This is a genomic window from Bradyrhizobium sp. th-b2 (assembly GCF_000426785.1).
Lineage (GTDB): Bacteria > Pseudomonadota > Alphaproteobacteria > Rhizobiales > Xanthobacteraceae > Bradyrhizobium > Bradyrhizobium septentrionale.
The window spans coordinates 27,346-43,257 of the sequence record NZ_AUGA01000058.1 but is presented as its reverse complement, the minus strand read 5'-3'; the positions used below and the strand labels follow the sequence as shown (position 1 = coordinate 43,257).

The window sequence follows — 15,912 nt, the reverse complement described above, 5'->3', positions numbered from 1 at the left end:
ATCGCTGACCGGCTCAACGAACAAGCCGACCGGGAAGAGCAGGATCGGTGGTCAGCGTAACGTCAGAGCGGGCGATCGGAGCCGATCAAGGTCCGCTTCGACGCGGCGGATACCGCGAATAGGAACGTTCGCGCGCTCTCGTGCTTGCCGGAGTTATCTACAACGCACGGAGGCTATCATGGCACTGGATACTCAGGAGACGGGCAATCTGATTGGCAGCGACAAGGTCGAAGGCACTGCAGTCTATGGGGCGGATAGCCAGAAGATCGGCAGCATCGAACGGCTGATGATCGACAAGACAAGCGGCAAAGTATCGTATGCGGTGCTCGGCTTTGGTGGCTTTCTCGGCATCGGCGACGATCACTACCCCTTGCCTTGGCAATCGCTGAAGTACGATACCAATCTCGAAGGCTACGTCACGGGCATCACCGAGAAGCAGCTACAGGGCGCGCCAAAGTATCGCGAGGAGACCGGCTGGAATTGGAACGACCCTACGGTCGGCCGATCAGTGAATGAGTACTACGGCGTCCCGTTCTGACTGCATCAACTCCATAGGCGCGCCCGTTCTAGGCGCGCCGAGCTGTGTTTGCCCATGTCCGGCCAACGCGAACTTTACCATAGCTCTAACGGAGATCGCTGGACGTTATGCAGCGAGGATGACGGGCGCGTATTTGTGTTGCACGAGGCCAATCTACCTTCGGGCGGCGTCTTTAAGAGGATAGAGATTTCGGACTTTCTTTCTCACGGAAAGGACGGACCCGAGCACAAAGCTCTCCGTAGATTAATCGCTGCACTCGTTCATACGAATTGAGCGCCGGCTCGCCGCCCGTGATGGCGGATACACACTCACCCTTGCGACCCCCCGGTCTCTGGAACCTAAGCGATCCGCTCAGCGTTCTTTGCGTCTGGAGGCTAGACAATGTCAATCGAAGAGACAGATGTAGGCGTCAGAGAAACGCTGCGTGAGTTTTCTGAGCGGCTTCCCAGCGAGCGCGCGCGCCCGATATGGATCGATCGTCTCAGCGCGGCAACCCGTGAAGCTCCGCTTGAGATGCTCGCTACGGCTTTTCTTATAGGTGTACTTTTAGGACGTCGACGATAGCGATTTAGGAAATACAGTTTGTTGCGCGGAGTGTTTGTGATGCGCCGATCGAATTGGACGCCGTCGATTGTTCCCAACGACGATCAGACCGTCTACCTTGTCGCTGATGATTTCGGTCGGATTGGAAGGGCTTGGCGCGAAGCCGACCTCGAGGCAACCGACCTAGAAACCGTCGTCCAAGACTTGCTTTCCGGCGAATATTCCAACCCGATCCGTGTCGTGGCCTTTAACACGGCCGAACGTTGGTCGCAGGACGTCTCCGAAGACATCGCCCGGGAAGTACGGCAGCGTTGCGATCTGCAATTGACTGACATCCCCTCCCAGCTCCAAACTTTTGTCGACCGACACGATGGACGCGACCTAAAGCAACTCAGCCTACGATCGGTCTGAGCAGTGCCCTTGCAGCGGAAGAAGCCAGAAGCGATTGGCATCAAGGCACTTTTTCCAGGCTTCATTGCACCGGCGCTAGCGTCAACGATCGGTCAGGTGCCGCGCGGCGAGCGATGGGTCCACGAAATCAAGTTCGACGGTTATCGGGTCCAGGTTCACCTCGCCAATGAAACGGTGACGATTTTTACGCGCCGCGGTCACGATTGGACGAACCGTTTCAAGAAAGTCGCGTACGATGCTTGGCACATCTCCGCTTCCTCGGCGATAATCGACGGCGAGATTGTCGTTCCGGCGGTCGATGGCACCACGGATTTTTCCGTGTTGCAGAACGAACTACGCGGCAAATCGACTAAGATCGTCTTCATTGCCTTCGACTTGCTCTACCTCAACGGCCGCGATCTGCGGAAGCTTCCTCTTCGTGAACGCAAGGCCGTCCTGCAGAAGCTAGTCTGCGACACGGACATTCAGTTCAGCGAGAGCTTTAAGGTCGATGGCCGTGAGATGTTTTCCCACGCATGCAAGCTCGGCTACGAAGGCGTGGTGTCGAAGGTCGCGGATAGCGTCTACCCGACCGGAAAGCGCAGTCGCGACTGGGTCAAAAAGACGTGTGCGCAACGGGAGACGTTGACGATTGCGGGCTTCGTACTGGACGGCAAAGAATGGGACGGCATCTATGTCGGCCGGCGCGAAGGCGCCGATCTGATCTATGCCGGCAAGGTCGACCACGGCTTCGATAAGGCTTCTATTGCTGACCTGCGCAAGCGCCTTGCCCCTCTGATCCGTAAGACCCAGCCATATACCAAGCGCGTCGCACACAAAGCGATCTGGGTTGAGCCCGAAGTGATGGCCGAAATCGAATACAGGGCGAAGTCGGCTGCAGGAAAGGTGCGGCACCCCTTTTTCCGCGGGATACGTGAAGACTTATAGGCAACTCACCGTCGGACCGTAGATGCCCATCTGTGACCGGCCCGCTTCGGACTTTAACTATTCAGCGCATTCCACGGCCTTTCCAGCGACGCGCAACGAAACGGGACGACGGCTTTCCCCGCCGCCCCGAGCTTAGGCTCCGGCTTGATCTCCCTCCACTTTACTCGTCAAAGGTAGTTTCTCCTCTCGCGTTGTTGTTCGCGAGAAGAAGCGTAGCGGCGCGTCCTGCGATGCCAAGGAGAATGCTCGTTACGATTTATAGGTGTGAATTCGCTACGAAGTGTCGCGAAGCAGACATCCGCTTTGAACGGCGAGGAATTCGCGCGTTCTACAAAACGTAAGATGAACTACGTTTCGCGATCGTTAGAGAGTTTCTAAACCGCGGTCGCGGTGAAGGCGTCGCTCGACCCGTCTTGAGCGCTCAACAGTCCGCAGAGTTGTAGCAGCTCAGCCGGTGCGGCGCGCAGCGAAAGCGCTCCCTTCCAACGGACGAACGGCAGAGGGCGCGAGTTCGCAAGAATGAAGCTGTAACAGCCCGGAGCGTACCAGCGGCTCGCGTGTGGCCGGACGCAGTCAACGATCTCTGTCATCCCGATCACGCCACCGAGCGGCAAATCGGTTGACAAGCGCAAGCCGAAGCGCCGCTCGATCTCGTCAGAGGTTATCGCGTCCTCTCGAAGCGACGCGTGGACGAGAACAGGGCCGCGATAGGTCGTAGCCCAGGTGCGGTTCTCGACGTCCTTGAGCTCGATTGCTCCGGTTTGGATATTCTTGCCGCCGGTGACGATTAGAGAGGCCCAGGGCTGTCTAATGCTGATAATCTTCATTGCAAGTGCAGATTAGCGGCTGATCTCGCAATGCCAACCGGAAAGCCCGGCCGGCAACAGGAAAGTCAGCAACTTTCGAGTGCTCCGGTTAAGGAGCACTCGCTGAGCTGGGGAACTGTTGCGCGGGCCTGCAGACCGGAGCCGCCATTGACACTGAGCTATTCCCGTCGGTGCTCAAGGTCGCCTCAATCGACAACTAATGTATAGGTTGACTGTTGTCTGTCGCGGCTTTCCGGATCGCGTCTTGCGCGGGAGCCTCCGTGCCGTAATAGGTAACCGCCGCCGCAGGCACGATCGTCCAGACGTTTGTGACCGGATCGAGTTTCATCGAATAGGACAGATGATCATGTAGCATCGCCATCGCATTCATTCCGGGATACTTCGAGACAGTCACCATAAATGTGCTTGTCTCTTGTGTTCCGATGATCGGCGCTTCACCGGGCTTTGCCCATGTGCCTACGTGAGGTCTCATCGGCTCCGGCACAGGCGATCTAGGCTCGGTCATTCGAACATCGACTTTCGGCAATCCGTCTTTATCGACGACCGCTTTTCCGTCGGGGCCGATCTCTTTGTAGGCTTCCACTGGTGGGGCGCACGGGGCCGAAGGATCGACGGCAGCCATGCAATATGCGTCCCCTTTCGACACCCGAGCATCGAGCTTGTGTTCCGTCTGCACTTCATAAACAGACTGCACAAGCACGGCGCCTCCCATTTTTAGAAAACCTTCCTGAATGGCTTGCTGGTCGCCGCCAGCGGCTGCGACCGCGACGCCTCCGATGGCACCGGCCATGATCGTTTTTTCAGCGATCACACCGGCATTCGCATTCGGAATTTTGCCGATGCTTCCCGTCCCATATGCCGCCGCTCCCGTGATGGCGCCGACGCGCAGGGCAAGACCTACGTCATTTGTTTGTTTGTAAGTTAGCCAAGCCGCATACGCTGCCGCACCGCCCGGACCGCCGTAGGCGCTTGCCGCGATCTGTCCGGCGACACGGACCAATTCGCTTTCCTGCGCGGCCTTCGCTGCATTCTCCTCGGTGTGCTTCACGGGATCAGTCGCGAAGTGCCACACCGCATCGACAATCTTTCCTTCCTTCAAGCGCCTATCGGCATCACTCACCATCTGGCCGATGCCTTCGATCTCCCGAACCCCAAACTTGTAGACAGTCTCACCGGCCTTCCCGGTATCTTGAACGGCCTTCTCGATAGTCTTGCCAGTATCGTGAAGAGCCTTTTCGCCTGTGTCGCCGACATCGTGGAGGGCCTTCTCGCCCGTGTTGCCGACGTCGTGGAGTGCTTTCTCGCCAGTATCTCCAATGTTGTGAACGCCCTTCTCAAGTTCCTTGGCAATGTGGCCAATCGTTTCGCTGAAAATATCAGCGTCGGCGTTGGACGACGCATTCACGAGCAACAACCAGGCCAACGCCACGGTGCTAACGGAAGTGAGCGCACGCTTATTCATTTCTTCCTCCAACATCGTTCGAAGTTATTATTTCGCAGCGATCGAGTTTGGGCTCGCCTCGCAGGTCCCCTCGGATCAGGCGGTACGCGGGAACTCTGAGTTCCGGAACCTTGCTGACCTCTGGCGGAGGAATTAAACTTCGGTAAGCTTCCCCGAAAAATCTGCGCCATTCTGACGCAGCTCGGTTCACGGATTGGTGAACCACCCGAGTTGGTCGAGAGGATTGCTAGCCGCTTCCTCCGCGACGAGAGAGGATCTCGACACGAACGGAGATCCTAATTTGATCTGCGAAGGGCAGTCGCGCCGCACACGTGGCAGTGGAATCTTCGACGCCTGCTCGCGAACCGCGTCCTCTTGCCACCGTGCAACGTAGTTGTCGGTGAAGATCGGCGGCATCGTCCGAAGGTTCTCGGACTGATCGAGAGCAATCTGTCGATCGAGGCGCTTGAGCCGCAGGTAGACCGCGATCTTGGCGTCGAGCCCCCATCCGGGCCCGCCGTCATCACCGATCTTCGCATCCAGCTCGCGAATTTGGGCACCCAGGTTGCCGCGTCGGTTCGCCTCGTTGATGCGCTCGACCGGCGCGAGGAAACCGTGATCGCGTTGCGCGGCCCTCCAGCGACCAAATGGGCTGTCAGTGGGCAGCTCCCCTTCGTTCATCAGGTCCAGCACCGGGCCGAGCTTGCCCATGGCGAGCGCGGCGTCCTTCGAGAGGCCGGTAGCCAGCTTGTTGCCGAAGCCGGTGGTGTGCGACGCAAGGACTTTGGAGAGCGCGTATTTCGAGCTGCTCGCTGCCGCGATGTCGGAGCGGAACTGCTCGCCGGTGTAATCCGGGTTGGCCGCCTTCGCCCTGGCGAAGGCATTGAGGCCCTCCTAGAGCTGCTGCGTCGTGTTCGGCTTGCCCATGCCTTCAAGGGCGCGGACGGTCTGCTCCATCTCATGCTCGCTGCCGCCTGACATTTTGGTCGCGATCAGCGCGCGCAGATACGCTTCGGCGACGTCCTTCGACCGGTCCCAGCTGCCGAGCCCCGACGCGTTGGTGCGGAGATAGTCGAGAACTTCGGTGCGCGAGATGGACGGGAACTTGGAGCTGATCCCGCTGGCGATCTCCCTGCCCTCGGAGAGCTGGTCGTCGAAGAGACCCATCATCTCGTATTTCGCGACCGCGCGGCCGCGCTCGCCGGCGGCCTCCGCGGTGCTGCGAATGGCGTGACCGGCGCAGTTGACCATCGAGCCGATGCCGACGGCGTGCGCGGCTACGTGCATGCCGAACTTGCCGGCACCCTTCGCACCATCGAAATACTTCTTCCGGGCGGCCTCCGCCTCCTCGGTACGGGGCGCGCACTTCGCGCCGATGACTGACGGTCTTGCCCTTCCAATCGTCGATGGCGCGCAGATAGTGCGACGCACGCGCCGCGAATTCCTTTCGGACGTTCTGCAACTGGCGCTCGGACAGTTTGAGCCGCTCCAGCTCGGCGAACAAGTCGCCGCTGAATTTCGGAGCCTTAATCCCTCGAACGCCTTTGCGCTGTTCTCGACGCCCTTAAACTTCGCAGCGATCTTGTCGAAAACGCTGCCGGTCTTGTCGGCAGCGCTGATGACGGCTTTCGCCTCAATGATCCGTCCACTCATCGTGGGACTGCCTTTTAACTACGGGCTCTAGAGGACGCAGCTCCTTCTGGACGGGACGAGGCCCAGGGTCTTGGAACCGAGTTGCTCGATTTAAGGCCTTCAGCACCTCACGTGCGTGCGACAGCTCCGTCCCGTCGAAGGCTGCGGCCGGACTATCGGCTTCGAGTAATCTCATCTGCCACAGCGGAGCGGGACGCTCGGGAGCGATTTCGGGATGGAAGCTGATCTGCTCAAATTGCATCCTTCTGCAATAAACTGGCGCCGAAAATCGCATCTCGATGACGCCGCCGCGGTTCTTACCGGTCTTGTCGATGCCGAGATCGGTGACAGCGGCCTGGTCCCCGATCAACGAACCATTGTCCGAGCGCACCCACAACGACACTTGTTCCCTTCCAACCTCTTCTCGAGCACACCCGGGATAAGCTCGCGCCAAGGTGTTCGCCGACACAAGCGGTTCAAGGTCGGGCGGCAACTTGGCATTGATCTCTGCATCTTCGAGCGCTGCGAGAGCGACGTCACGAAGCAGCGCGGTCGCTTTGGCATTCAATTCTGCCAGTTCGCTCTTAATTCTGTCAGCCAGCTTGGCGTTTTCTTCGTGCCGACGCCGGTGGCGATCGCGGAGTGCGGTCTCCGCCTCGACGCTGTCCTCAGCAACGATCTCGCTTCGAAGAGCTTCGATCGCAACGGTCAACCGCTCGCGCTCGGTCGCTCGCCAATCGAATTCTTCCTTCCACTCAGCAAACGCTTCGCGTCCGGCTTTGCTTGCCTCAGACTTGGAGACTTCAAGGTCCTGGAGTGCGGCGTCGTTGGCCGCCTGATCGGCGCGCGCCTGATCGAGGCGCGCTCGTCGGTCGTGGATGACGTCAAGCATTCAAAATCTCCTGTCGATCGGAAAAGGGGCGCCGCCGGGCCAAAGACGCAAAAAACCCGGCGGCGCGTCGGGCTGCCCGGAAGCACTGCAGCCGACGAGCGCGGATCACAGCTTCTATTTTGAGACCGTGCCCGTGATCCCGCTCTTTGCGCACTGGATCTGATTTGCCAGAGTGGTCGCAAGATCGTCATCGCGCATCGATGCGCGATGACGGACACACCTCGTTATTCGGCGGATTTCATAATCCGACGCCATGAGTAAGTGGCCCGGAGCCGACCAATCATGTTGAGGGGCTGGGTGTGAAGGAAAGGAAGAACGACGATCTTCCAGGGACGCTCGCCATCCTCTCGATACCCGTAGCCGTCCGGAACGATCCCGTAGGGGTTTGCCTGCGCTAGCCGGCGAAGATGAGCCTCCGAACGGTCGGCCACGAACGCAGCGTCCTTCAACTCGATAAGGTGGAGAAACCCCTCTGGAGCACGCGCGTGGGCACGCTCCAGCTCGAGCAGGGTTCGCAGTCCCTCGGGCAGCAACAGGTCGAGATCGTGTACTTCATGAGCCATCCGGCGGCCCTAGGTCGAGCGGCGGGAAAGGCGGTCGGCCGGCAATCGCAAAGAGCTTGCGCCGGCGGTAACGCCCGACGACCACGACCCGCCCTTTCTCGACTAAGCGCCTCAGCGCCCGCCGCGTCGCCCAGAGACGAGCCGTAGGAGCGGTTCGGTGACAACCACGCCGAACGATCAAGCGGCGGCCGTAGGCGCTTGCAGCGATCTCCCAGGCCGTCAGACCATCGTGCACGCGGAGCATCGCCACAATCCGCGATCGAAGTCGGCGGTTTGGTTGGGAAGCGGACCCCAGATGCGCAGACTGGCCCGACATCAGCGCCTCATCGCCTCGCAAACTAAACCCGGCTTTCCGCCGACCCAAATACGGTGAAGCCAAGCGCGCGTCGCACTCGCATGGCTTCCCGGTGTTGAAAGATACTTGTCCTTTTTCCCCGGCATAGTGGGGCTAGGACGGCTTGGCAGCGGCGTACAGAGCGGTTTGCCAGTCAGCGAGCGAAAAGACTGGGCTCGCGGACAGCCGCCACCAGCGCACGGTACAGGCGTGGGCGCAGCGCTGGTCTGAGCATCGCTGGCGGCGGTGTTCGACCCGCCGCTGTCAATCTCGACGTTGATAAGTGAACGCATGGGCGGCGCGCTGTGCGCGCGCCGCCCGTGTCCGGTTGGACGTTTCAACGCACCGCGTAGCTCCAGCGAAGCGGTCGTTGGAACGGCGCTTCCAACGCTGGGGGGTATGGGGGGTTGGAGAACACCTGTTGGTACCCCTGTTGGAAGCTGTTGGAACGCTGTTGGGAGGGTTGTTGGCAGTAGGGTTGGAAGCCCAAAAGTAGCGTTGGTACCCCTGTTGGAAGCCACTCAGGTCGCCCTCTCGATGTGCTGACGGCGCTTGGAAGGTGGTCCTCTCTCGACTACCACGATCTTGCCCGCGGTCAGCAAGCGCTCCATCGCCGCGCGGAAGGCGTCCGCGGTCACGCCGTTCGCTTCCGGATCGAGAGCAAACTCGGCCGGCGCGCTGCCCTTGGCGCTCTTGGCGTGCACCGGACGGCCTTGAGCGAGCCGCTTGTCGAGCAGCCGCAGGAAGAGGATGTCCACCTCACGCTCCGCAGCCGCGCGGTGCGGTGCGGTGAAGCGGCCGCCTCCGCCTCGGTCGTGAATGTCAGCCCAGCCCAGCGCAAAGTAAGTTTCTGGTCTTTCCGGCCACGATTATTTTTCGTGAACCTGAGGACGCGCATGTCCGGATCGTCTTCCTTGTCAGGTTCAGACAACAGCATCATGGAGCGCACTGAATTGCGCCAGTCGACGCTGTTGGCGGTGCCCGTGCCGTCGGTCATGCCGCGAACGCTGGGGTGATCGAGCAACACGATCGCGACGCCATGCTTCCTGGCGACCTTCCGCAGCATCGCGACGAAGGTGCGGACTTGGCGCCGTGAGATTGCATCGGCGTCGAACACAGCTGCAACGCTATCGATCACAACCAACCGGGGCCTATGCGCGGCGATCCACGCCTCCACCCCCTTCAACAGCGAGGTTTTGCTCAATCGACCATCCCTTTCGGCATGAACGAGCCACGTGTCGTCCAAGTCGGGAAAAAGGATGTGCAGATCGTCGAGCCCGTGCGCGTCAATGTTCACATGTTTCGAGATGCACTCGACGCGACGGCGGATGTTGTCTTGGGGTTCTTCGCAACTAATGAAAAGAGCTGGCCCATTTTCGATTGCAGAGCCCAGCCAGTCGTCGATGCCGGCTGCGACGTAGATCAACAGTTGGCAAGCGATCTCGGTTTTTCCGCTGCCGCCGTCGCCCGCCAAGATAGTCACGTCGTCAGATGGCACTCGACCTTCTGCAAGCCACCGCTGCGGAGCCGACACCGTGTCCATCCACTTTTTCGGTGTGATGGGACGACAGAAGTCAATATCGTCGAAAGGAATGAATTCATCACCGTCGAATTCGATCTCGTCGGCCGAGGTCGACAGTGCGGCGGCATCCTGCCCGGCATCTAGTTCTTCCGCCGCCGCGCTGTCAGCGTCCACATGCGCGCCGTCGTTGATGTTCACCGGAGCGCTCATGCCGCGCCTCCAGGTCGATGCTGTTGCGTGGCGGGCTTGCCGAGTACCGGCTTGCCCGTGTGCCAGAAGTAAGGTTCGTGGAAGCCGATCACGTTTTCGGTGAGCAGCCGGCGCGTCGATCGCGTCCATCGGCTCTTGATCGTGTTCTCCGAGATCGGTTGCGAACCATCTTCGCGAACAGAACTGATGCGATAGGCCTTGCTCACTAGCGAACGGTGCACGACGCGCGTTCCGGGAGGCAGGTTCAATTCCCGTGGAGCTTCCTGCCCAGCCTCGTGAAGTTGCGTCCACAGCACATCGAAGAACAGATCCTCGATGTCGGTCAGCCTGAAGCCGCCAGGCGCACCTGTCCGGTTCGGCTCGGTCACCGCGCATGCGGTTCGCAGGTTGCGCCGAAACTGTATGACTTCACCCATAACTATCTCCTGTGGCTGTTGGGGTGATTGCAGCGCGGTGGAAATTGTGGGTGCCGCCCAGGTCCTGGGCTAAACCCGGGCGGCACCGCGATGGCGCTGCGAGCGTACGTCCGGCTCGCAGCGCTGCACCGGCGCCGGAGACTGCTCGGCGGCGGCTTAACTGTTCAGAGGGCTCCGACCTCTTTCAGCATTCTGTCGAAAGCCGCCCTCGGCACCTTCATGAGCTTGCCGAACCGGACCACGGGGATGTCACCGCGCTTCGCGGCGGCATAGGTGGCGTTTCGCGTCAGTCCGAGCATTTGGCCGACTTCCGGCCAGAGGTCGTACGTGAGGCGCGACGACCCAGCTCCGCCCTGACTTGCCGCCCCCGTTACGAGTTGAGGGTGGTTTTCGACATTCCGATTTCCGGATGGAAGAACTTCGGCTCCCGCGTCAGAGCCAAGAAGCGGACTAGTCTGAACCATACAATTTCGTCCAAAGTTGGTTGGTTCACCCAACTTAAAGCTACCCCGTTTGCATTTTCAAGCTTTTTTTGGTACGTTCACCCAACTTTCCGCGGAAAAAACCCTTTTGCCCAGCCTCACCAGTGTTTTGCCGGAACTTGCTCCAAGCCTAGGGCTGACGTCTCAAGCCCTGTACGAGCGAGCCCGGGCATTGATCCGATTGGAGCTGCTACCGTCGGCAGAAGGACGCGGACGCAGAAGCGGAGCTCAGGCCGAGCCTGCTCATATTGCTCTTTTGATCATCGCGGTCATGGCGACCGACAACCTCTCTGAAATCGACGGGCGGGTGCGTCGGCTCGCGCAGGCGAAGATCATTGGCAAGCAACGAGCAAGTCGGTGTCCGATAACAGACGCCACGAACTTCCACGACGCGCTAACCGCCCTCCTCTCTGACAAGGTGTCCGTTTCGAGAGACACCGACACTCTCATCGAGATCTCCGTGTCACGGTTCGAACCAAAGGCGTGGATCGAATACTTCGCTTGGCCGGGACTGAAAGAGCCCGTTCACACGGAGTTCGGTGAAACCGATCAGCGTAGGTTTGATGTGTTGTCAGTGAGTTCCGAGCTGCCTCACGGCGCTTTTTTGGCGATCAAGGAAATTGCATCGAGAGCGAGGGAGAGCAAATTGTGAAAGGATCGCGGAGGTCGCATGGCGATGGAAGCATCGATCGTCGAGGCGAAGACGTCTATCGACTACGCTACCGCGTCAACGGGCAGCGCTTCACCAAAACCTTTCACGGAAGTCTGAGCGAGGCGCGCAAGGAGTTGCGCGCCCTCCTCCGCGCGGGAGACACCGGCGAGCACGTCGACCCAAGCAAACTCACTGTCGGGCAGTGGATCGATCAGTGGCTCCGCATAGGCGCCCCGGGCCGCAAGCAGGAGGAGGTCTCCGAGCGGACCAAGGAACGCTACGCCCAACTCGTCAACGAGCACGTCAAACCTGTCCTCGGCCACCAACCCTTGCAGAAACTGCAGGCGACCGAAATCGACCGGCTGTACACGGAACTCAAGGCTAAGATTTCGCCCTGGACGAAGCGCCCACTTTCACAGCGGACACAGCGTCATGTTCATGTCGTCCTAGGCGCGACGCTCGCGACGGCCGTTCGCACCGGCCTCCTATCGGTCAATCCGATGACCAAAACGGCCAAGAAGCCGAAGACAGGCGATGGGCGGCCCGGCATTGCGCTCGACGAGACGGACCTTGCCAAACTCGTTACCGGTTTCAAGTCGTCCCCACTGTTTCGTATTGTGGCATTGACGGCCTCCACCGGTATGCGCCGAAACGAGGTGTTGGCCCTGCGCTGGACCGATCTGGATGCTGAGAAAAAGACGCTGCGGATCGAAAGGGCGTGGGAGCCAACAAAAAAGCACGGCATGACGCTGAAGCCGCCCAAGACGGCCCGAGGTTTGCGAACCATTGATCTGGATGACGGCACCCTCGCCCTACTACTCCACGAGAAGGAACGGTATCAGCGGATCAAGGCGGGTGTACCCGATGCCGCCGAGGTTAATCTGTCGCTGGTGAAACTCCCCGCGGACGCGCTGATGTTTCCCGCGGTTCCCGCAGGCGGTAGAGCCTTGGACTTGGCCCGGCCGCGAGATCCGTGGGGCGTCTCAAAGGCCTTCCGGGGCCGCGCCAAGAAGCTCGGCTTTACCGGCTTCACCTTCCACATGATGCGGCATACCCACAGTACCATGCTTCTGGACAAGGGCATGCCTGTGCATCGGGTCGCGGCGCGCATCGGCGATGATCCGGCGACCCTGCTCCGGGTTTATGCGCAGCTTACCAAGAAAAAGAGCACGCAAATGTCCGACGTCGTGAACGCCTTAGGAACGGCGATCCTGGGTCCAACCTGAGCTTGGGTCCAAGTTGGGTCCAATGCCTCGCTGTGTACCCAATATGTTCAGAGAAATGGGGTCTAAGCTATTGATTTAACTGGCAGGAGTGGCAGGGCTCGAACCTGCGACCCCCGGTTTTGGAGACCGGTGCTCTACCAATTGAGCTACACTCCTGCAGGGAACCTGCGTCGCCGCCGGTTCGCGCCGTTTCAAGCACAGGGCATGGCCGGTTTGCAAGGGCGAAGCGGTGAAGCTTCTGTTCATTGCAAAACTTCTGCGCCAGACTTAGGCGATCACCCCGCGTCGGCGCTCCGCCGCAAGAATCAAGAACCAGGGAGAGACTATGAACGTCCAGACCGCCACTAAGCACGCCGCCAGCCAAACCACCCCATCCCTCCCCCTCGCCAAGCCCGAATCGATCGGACTGTCGAGCGTGCGGCTGCAGGCGCTGTCCAACACCTTCAAGCGCGAGGTCGACAAGGGAACCGTGCCCGGCGTGACGGTGCTAGTGGCGCGGCGCGGCCAGATCGGCTGGTTCGACGCGATCGGCCGGCAGAGCCCGGCGGCCTCGGCGCCGATGACGCATGACACGATCTTCCGCATCTTCTCGATGACCAAGCCGATCGTCTCCATCGGCATCATGATGCTGCTGGAGGACGGCCACTTCCTGCTCAACGACCCCGTCGCGAAGTTCATCCCCGAATTCGCCGAGACCAAGGTCGGCGTCGAGCGTGACGGCAAGCTCGAGCTGGTGCCTGTGCAGCGACAGATGACGATCCAGGACCTGCTGCGCCACACCTCGGGCCTGACCTATGACCACACCGGCAACGGGCCGGTGCAGCAGCTCTACCAGCAGTCGCGGCTGCGCAGCCGCAAGATCACCAATGCCGAGCACGCCACCATGCTCGCCGGCATGCCGCTGGTCTGCCAGCCCGGCGCCGAGTGGAACTACAGCCGCTCCACCGACATCCTCGGCCGCATCATCGAGGTCGTCAGCGGCAAGACGCTCGGCGCGTTCCTGACCGAACGCATCCTCTCTCCCCTGCAGATGACCGAGACCGCCTTCCACACCGGGGAAGCCAATGCCGGCCGGCTCGCCGAGGCCTTTGCCAACGACCCCTGGACCAACGAGAAGGTGCAGCTGTTCAACATGCTGGAGAAGCCGGCGATGGAATCCGGCGGCGGCGGGCTGGTGTCGACCACGATGGACTATGCGCGCTTCGCGCAGATGCTGCTCAATGGCGGCTCGCTCGACGGCACCCGGATCATCGGCCGCAAGACGCTCGAATTCATGGCGTCCGATCACCTCGGCGCCGGCGTCAAGATCCAGGGCACGCTGGTGTCGCCCGGCCACAGTTTTGGCCTCGGCTTTGCCGTGCGGATGCAGCAGGGCATCGCGCCGTTCTCCGGCTCGGTCGGCCAGTATTTCTGGAGCGGCATGGCCGGCACGTTCTTCTGGATCGATCCGCGCGAAGAGCTGATCGCGGTCTTCATGATGCAGGGCCCCGGCCAGCGCGAATATACCCGCTCGCTGGTGCGCAACGGCGTGTATGCGGCGGTGGAGTAAGTCTCGTGCCCCGGACGCAACGCAGCGCGCAAGCGGTGCGTTGCTGAGCCGGGGCCACCTCATCCAATCGTGCAGGTCCTCCTGGGTCCCGGCGCTGCGGAGCGGCGCTCTGCGCCGCACCGCGTCCGGGACACGAGAACATCCTCAGCTGATCGTCGCGCCGCCGTCGATCACCACGGTCTGGCCGGTCATGAAGTCGCCGGCGCGCGAGCCCATGAACACCGCGGCGCCCGCGATCTCGTCAGGCACGCCGATGCGGAGCAGCGGCGAGCGCGCGGTCGAGGCCTTCAGGTTGTCCGGATTGTCCCACAGCGCCTTGGCGAAGTCGGTCTTGATCAGGCCCGGCGCGATGCAGTTCACGCGGATATTGTGCTTGCCGTATTCGCAGGCGAGGTTGCGCGCGAGCTGCATGTCGGCGGCCTTCGAGATCGCGTAGGCGCCGAGGATGGTCGAGCCCTTCAATCCGCCGATCGAGGAGACGATGATGATCGAGCCGTCCTTGCGCTCGATCATCTGCGGCACCACCATCGAGATCAGCCAGTTGTTGGCGACGATGTTGTTGTCGAGGATCTTGCGGAACTGATCGTCGGAGATGCCGGCGAGCGGACCGTAATACGGGTTCGATGCCGCGTTGCAGACCAGCACGTCGATCTTGCCGAAGGCGCGGTTGCTCTCGTCGATCAGGTTCTGCAGGTTTTCCTTCGACGAGATGTTCGCCGCGATCGCAACCGCGGTGCCCTTGCCGTAAGCGTCGTTGATTTCCTTCGCCACCTGCTCGCAGACATCGGCCTTGCGCGAGGAGATCACGACCTTGGCGCCGTGCTCGGCCATGCGCTCGGCGATCGCGCGCCCGATGCCGCGCGTCGAGCCGGTGATGACGGCGACTTTTCCCTTCATGTCGAACAAGGTCATGTTTCTCTCCCACGATGTTGAAGTCTTGAGTGTTTGAATTGCGTTGAGCTTAGGCAGCGTTCCGGTGTTGCGATAGCAGCAATCACGCAAGCTTGCTCGCCGGCCGGACCTCCGGCCCGGACGGCTGATGCATCGCGGCGTGGCGTGGATCGGCGATCCAGGGCTGCTGGTTCACCATCGGCAACCGCCACACGGAGACGTTGGGCGCCGCGATGTGATCGAGCCGCGTTACCGAGACGTTGTCGATGTCGAAGGACAGGCCCCTGTCAGGCTGGCCGCCAAGCGCAAGACCGACCGCAGCCCTGATCACGCCGCCATGGCCGACCGCGATGATGTCGTTACCCGCTTCCACAGCCGTGATCCGCACGATCGTGCGACAGACGCGGGTGTAGAGGTCCATGAAACTCTCGCCGCCGGGTGCCGGCTCGTTGACGTCGGCGAACCAGAGGTTGCCCGGCGGACGGCTGGCGAGAAACGCGGCGCGGTTCATGCCCTGCCACCGGCCAAGATGCAGCTCGGCGAAGTCGCGTTCCTGCGTCATGCTTTCAGGCTTCGGAAAACCTGCGGCCCAGATCGCTTCCGCGGTCTTGTGCGTGCGCTTCAGATTGCTCGAATACCACACGGCGTTGCGCGGCAGCATCTTTGCGACCGCCTCGAACACTTCGACATCGCCGGTGTCGCAGTCGATATCCTCCTGCCCGTAGATGTTGCCGCCGTCGCTGCGCACCGGCGCGTGGCGAACCCACCACCACCGCGTCACCGTCACGTTAGGCTTCTCTGGATTGGACATCGGATGAGCCCTTCAATAGTGTCCCCCGTCGCTGTACGTCACGCC

18 protein-coding genes and 1 tRNA gene are annotated in these 15,912 nt (G+C 60.9%); 7 read left to right on the top strand and 12 right to left on the bottom strand.

What is annotated here, in order from left to right; all coding sequences use genetic code 11:
- Window positions 1-178 precede the first annotated feature (178 nt).
- The 3 genes from K359_RS0138660 to ligD all read left to right on the top strand — a co-directional run bounded on the left by K359_RS0138660 (window position 179) and on the right by ligD (window position 2,419).
- Window positions 179-538 (top strand): PRC-barrel domain-containing protein, encoded by a 360-nt coding sequence (locus K359_RS0138660; protein ID WP_029084025.1) that lies wholly within the window; start codon window positions 179-181, stop codon window positions 536-538.
- A 603-nt stretch (window positions 539-1,141) separates the two neighbouring features.
- Window positions 1,142-1,492 (top strand): hypothetical protein, encoded by a 351-nt coding sequence (locus K359_RS0138655; RefSeq protein WP_029084024.1) that lies wholly within the window; start codon window positions 1,142-1,144, stop codon window positions 1,490-1,492.
- Window positions 1,493-1,495: 3 nt separating this feature from the next.
- The gene (ligD, locus tag K359_RS0138650) at window positions 1,496-2,419 is read left to right on the top strand and encodes a non-homologous end-joining DNA ligase (RefSeq protein ID WP_029084023.1); all 924 of its coding nucleotides are present in this window, start codon (window positions 1,496-1,498) and stop codon (window positions 2,417-2,419) included.
- Between the two features lie 374 nt (window positions 2,420-2,793).
- On the opposite strand, the gene K359_RS54405 is transcribed toward ligD, so the two are convergent.
- From K359_RS54405 to K359_RS62030, 4 genes are all read right to left on the bottom strand, one after another.
- On the bottom strand, window positions 2,794-3,246 hold the full coding sequence (locus K359_RS54405) for an ASCH domain-containing protein (RefSeq protein ID WP_051346649.1): 453 nt from the start codon (window positions 3,244-3,246) through the stop codon (window positions 2,794-2,796).
- Window positions 3,247-3,442: 196 nt separating this feature from the next.
- Window positions 3,443-4,708 carry a hypothetical protein gene (locus K359_RS0138640; RefSeq protein WP_156928897.1) on the bottom strand — a complete coding sequence of 422 codons (1,266 nt, stop codon included), beginning with the start codon at window positions 4,706-4,708 and terminating at the stop codon, window positions 3,443-3,445.
- A 186-nt stretch (window positions 4,709-4,894) separates the two neighbouring features.
- Window positions 4,895-5,398: a hypothetical protein gene (locus K359_RS0138635; protein WP_029084021.1), complete on the bottom strand. Its 504-nt coding sequence runs from the start codon at window positions 5,396-5,398 to the stop codon at window positions 4,895-4,897.
- A gap of 183 nt (window positions 5,399-5,581) precedes the next feature.
- Window positions 5,582-5,974 carry a hypothetical protein gene (locus K359_RS62030; protein WP_156928896.1) on the bottom strand — a complete coding sequence of 131 codons (393 nt, stop codon included), beginning with the start codon at window positions 5,972-5,974 and terminating at the stop codon, window positions 5,582-5,584.
- Here K359_RS62030 and K359_RS62025 point away from each other — a divergent pair.
- Complete coding sequence (locus tag K359_RS62025) at window positions 5,973-6,371, top strand: hypothetical protein (RefSeq protein WP_156928895.1); 399 nt, start codon at window positions 5,973-5,975, stop codon at window positions 6,369-6,371. The two genes, K359_RS62030 and K359_RS62025, sit on opposite strands and share 2 nt — an antisense overlap.
- Here the strand turns inward: K359_RS62025 and K359_RS0138620 are convergent.
- From K359_RS0138620 to K359_RS63610, 5 genes are all read right to left on the bottom strand, one after another.
- Entirely contained in the window at window positions 6,321-7,211 is an 891-nt protein-coding gene (locus K359_RS0138620) for a hypothetical protein (protein ID WP_029084019.1), read from the bottom strand. The genes K359_RS62025 and K359_RS0138620 overlap by 51 nt on opposite strands.
- Window positions 7,212-7,435: 224 nt before the next feature.
- Window positions 7,436-7,774 carry a hypothetical protein gene (locus K359_RS0138615; protein ID WP_029084018.1) on the bottom strand — a complete coding sequence of 113 codons (339 nt, stop codon included), beginning with the start codon at window positions 7,772-7,774 and terminating at the stop codon, window positions 7,436-7,438.
- Window positions 7,775-8,742: 968 nt separating this feature from the next.
- Window positions 8,743-9,840: an AAA family ATPase gene (locus tag K359_RS54400; RefSeq protein WP_051346648.1), complete on the bottom strand. Its 1,098-nt coding sequence runs from the start codon at window positions 9,838-9,840 to the stop codon at window positions 8,743-8,745.
- Window positions 9,837-10,208, bottom strand: a complete 372-nt coding sequence (locus K359_RS0138605) for a hypothetical protein (protein WP_156928894.1) — start codon at window positions 10,206-10,208, stop codon at window positions 9,837-9,839. Before K359_RS0138605 ends, K359_RS54400 begins: the two co-directional genes overlap by 4 nt.
- A gap of 212 nt (window positions 10,209-10,420) precedes the next feature.
- Window positions 10,421-10,555 (bottom strand): helix-turn-helix domain-containing protein, encoded by a 135-nt coding sequence (locus K359_RS63610; RefSeq protein WP_198031240.1) that lies wholly within the window; start codon window positions 10,553-10,555, stop codon window positions 10,421-10,423.
- Window positions 10,556-10,769: 214 nt separating this feature from the next.
- On the opposite strand from K359_RS63610, the gene K359_RS62015 reads away from it, so the two are divergent.
- A complete protein-coding gene (locus K359_RS62015; protein ID WP_156928892.1) occupies window positions 10,770-11,390 on the top strand; it encodes a hypothetical protein in 621 nt (206 codons plus the stop codon).
- Window positions 11,387-12,616, top strand: a complete 1,230-nt coding sequence (locus K359_RS0138590) for a site-specific integrase (RefSeq protein WP_029084015.1) — start codon at window positions 11,387-11,389, stop codon at window positions 12,614-12,616. Before K359_RS62015 ends, K359_RS0138590 begins: the two co-directional genes overlap by 4 nt.
- An 80-nt stretch (window positions 12,617-12,696) precedes the next feature.
- On the opposite strand, the gene K359_RS0138585 is transcribed toward K359_RS0138590, so the two are convergent.
- Window positions 12,697-12,772: transfer RNA gene (locus K359_RS0138585), tRNA-Trp, on the bottom strand.
- A 169-nt stretch (window positions 12,773-12,941) separates the two neighbouring features.
- Here K359_RS0138585 and K359_RS0138580 point away from each other — a divergent pair.
- Window positions 12,942-14,165 carry a serine hydrolase gene (locus K359_RS0138580; RefSeq protein ID WP_029084014.1) on the top strand — a complete coding sequence of 408 codons (1,224 nt, stop codon included), beginning with the start codon at window positions 12,942-12,944 and terminating at the stop codon, window positions 14,163-14,165.
- 144 nt (window positions 14,166-14,309) lie between these two features.
- Here K359_RS0138580 and K359_RS0138575 read toward each other — a convergent pair whose 3' ends face one another.
- Entirely contained in the window at window positions 14,310-15,077 is a 768-nt protein-coding gene (locus tag K359_RS0138575) for an SDR family NAD(P)-dependent oxidoreductase (protein WP_029084013.1), read from the bottom strand.
- 82 nt (window positions 15,078-15,159) lie between these two features.
- Window positions 15,160-15,867, bottom strand: a complete 708-nt coding sequence (locus tag K359_RS0138570) for a histidine phosphatase family protein (RefSeq protein ID WP_029084012.1) — start codon at window positions 15,865-15,867, stop codon at window positions 15,160-15,162.
- Window positions 15,868-15,912 lie beyond the last annotated feature (45 nt).

Coding starts and splice junctions, on each gene's coding strand:
- K359_RS0138660 (WP_029084025.1), top strand. CDS start 179: ATGGCACTGGATACTCAGGAGACGGGCAATCTGATTGGCAGCGACAAG.
- K359_RS0138655 (WP_029084024.1), top strand. CDS start 1,142: ATGCGCCGATCGAATTGGACGCCGTCGATTGTTCCCAACGACGATCAG.
- K359_RS54405 (WP_051346649.1), bottom strand. CDS start 3,246: ATGAAGATTATCAGCATTAGACAGCCCTGGGCCTCTCTAATCGTCACC.
- K359_RS0138640 (WP_156928897.1), bottom strand. CDS start 4,708: ATGAATAAGCGTGCGCTCACTTCCGTTAGCACCGTGGCGTTGGCCTGG.
- K359_RS0138635 (WP_029084021.1), bottom strand. CDS start 5,398: ATGGGCAAGCTCGGCCCGGTGCTGGACCTGATGAACGAAGGGGAGCTG.
- K359_RS62025 (WP_156928895.1), top strand. CDS start 5,973: ATGCCGAACTTGCCGGCACCCTTCGCACCATCGAAATACTTCTTCCGG.
- K359_RS62030 (WP_156928896.1), bottom strand. CDS start 5,974: ATGCACGTAGCCGCGCACGCCGTCGGCATCGGCTCGATGGTCAACTGC.
- K359_RS0138620 (WP_029084019.1), bottom strand. CDS start 7,211: ATGCTTGACGTCATCCACGACCGACGAGCGCGCCTCGATCAGGCGCGC.
- K359_RS0138615 (WP_029084018.1), bottom strand. CDS start 7,774: ATGGCTCATGAAGTACACGATCTCGACCTGTTGCTGCCCGAGGGACTG.
- K359_RS54400 (WP_051346648.1), bottom strand. CDS start 9,840: ATGAGCGCTCCGGTGAACATCAACGACGGCGCGCATGTGGACGCTGAC.
- K359_RS63610 (WP_198031240.1), bottom strand. CDS start 10,555: ATGCTCGGACTGACGCGAAACGCCACCTATGCCGCCGCGAAGCGCGGT.
- K359_RS0138580 (WP_029084014.1), top strand. CDS start 12,942: ATGAACGTCCAGACCGCCACTAAGCACGCCGCCAGCCAAACCACCCCA.
- K359_RS0138575 (WP_029084013.1), bottom strand. CDS start 15,077: ATGACCTTGTTCGACATGAAGGGAAAAGTCGCCGTCATCACCGGCTCG.
- K359_RS0138570 (WP_029084012.1), bottom strand. CDS start 15,867: ATGTCCAATCCAGAGAAGCCTAACGTGACGGTGACGCGGTGGTGGTGG.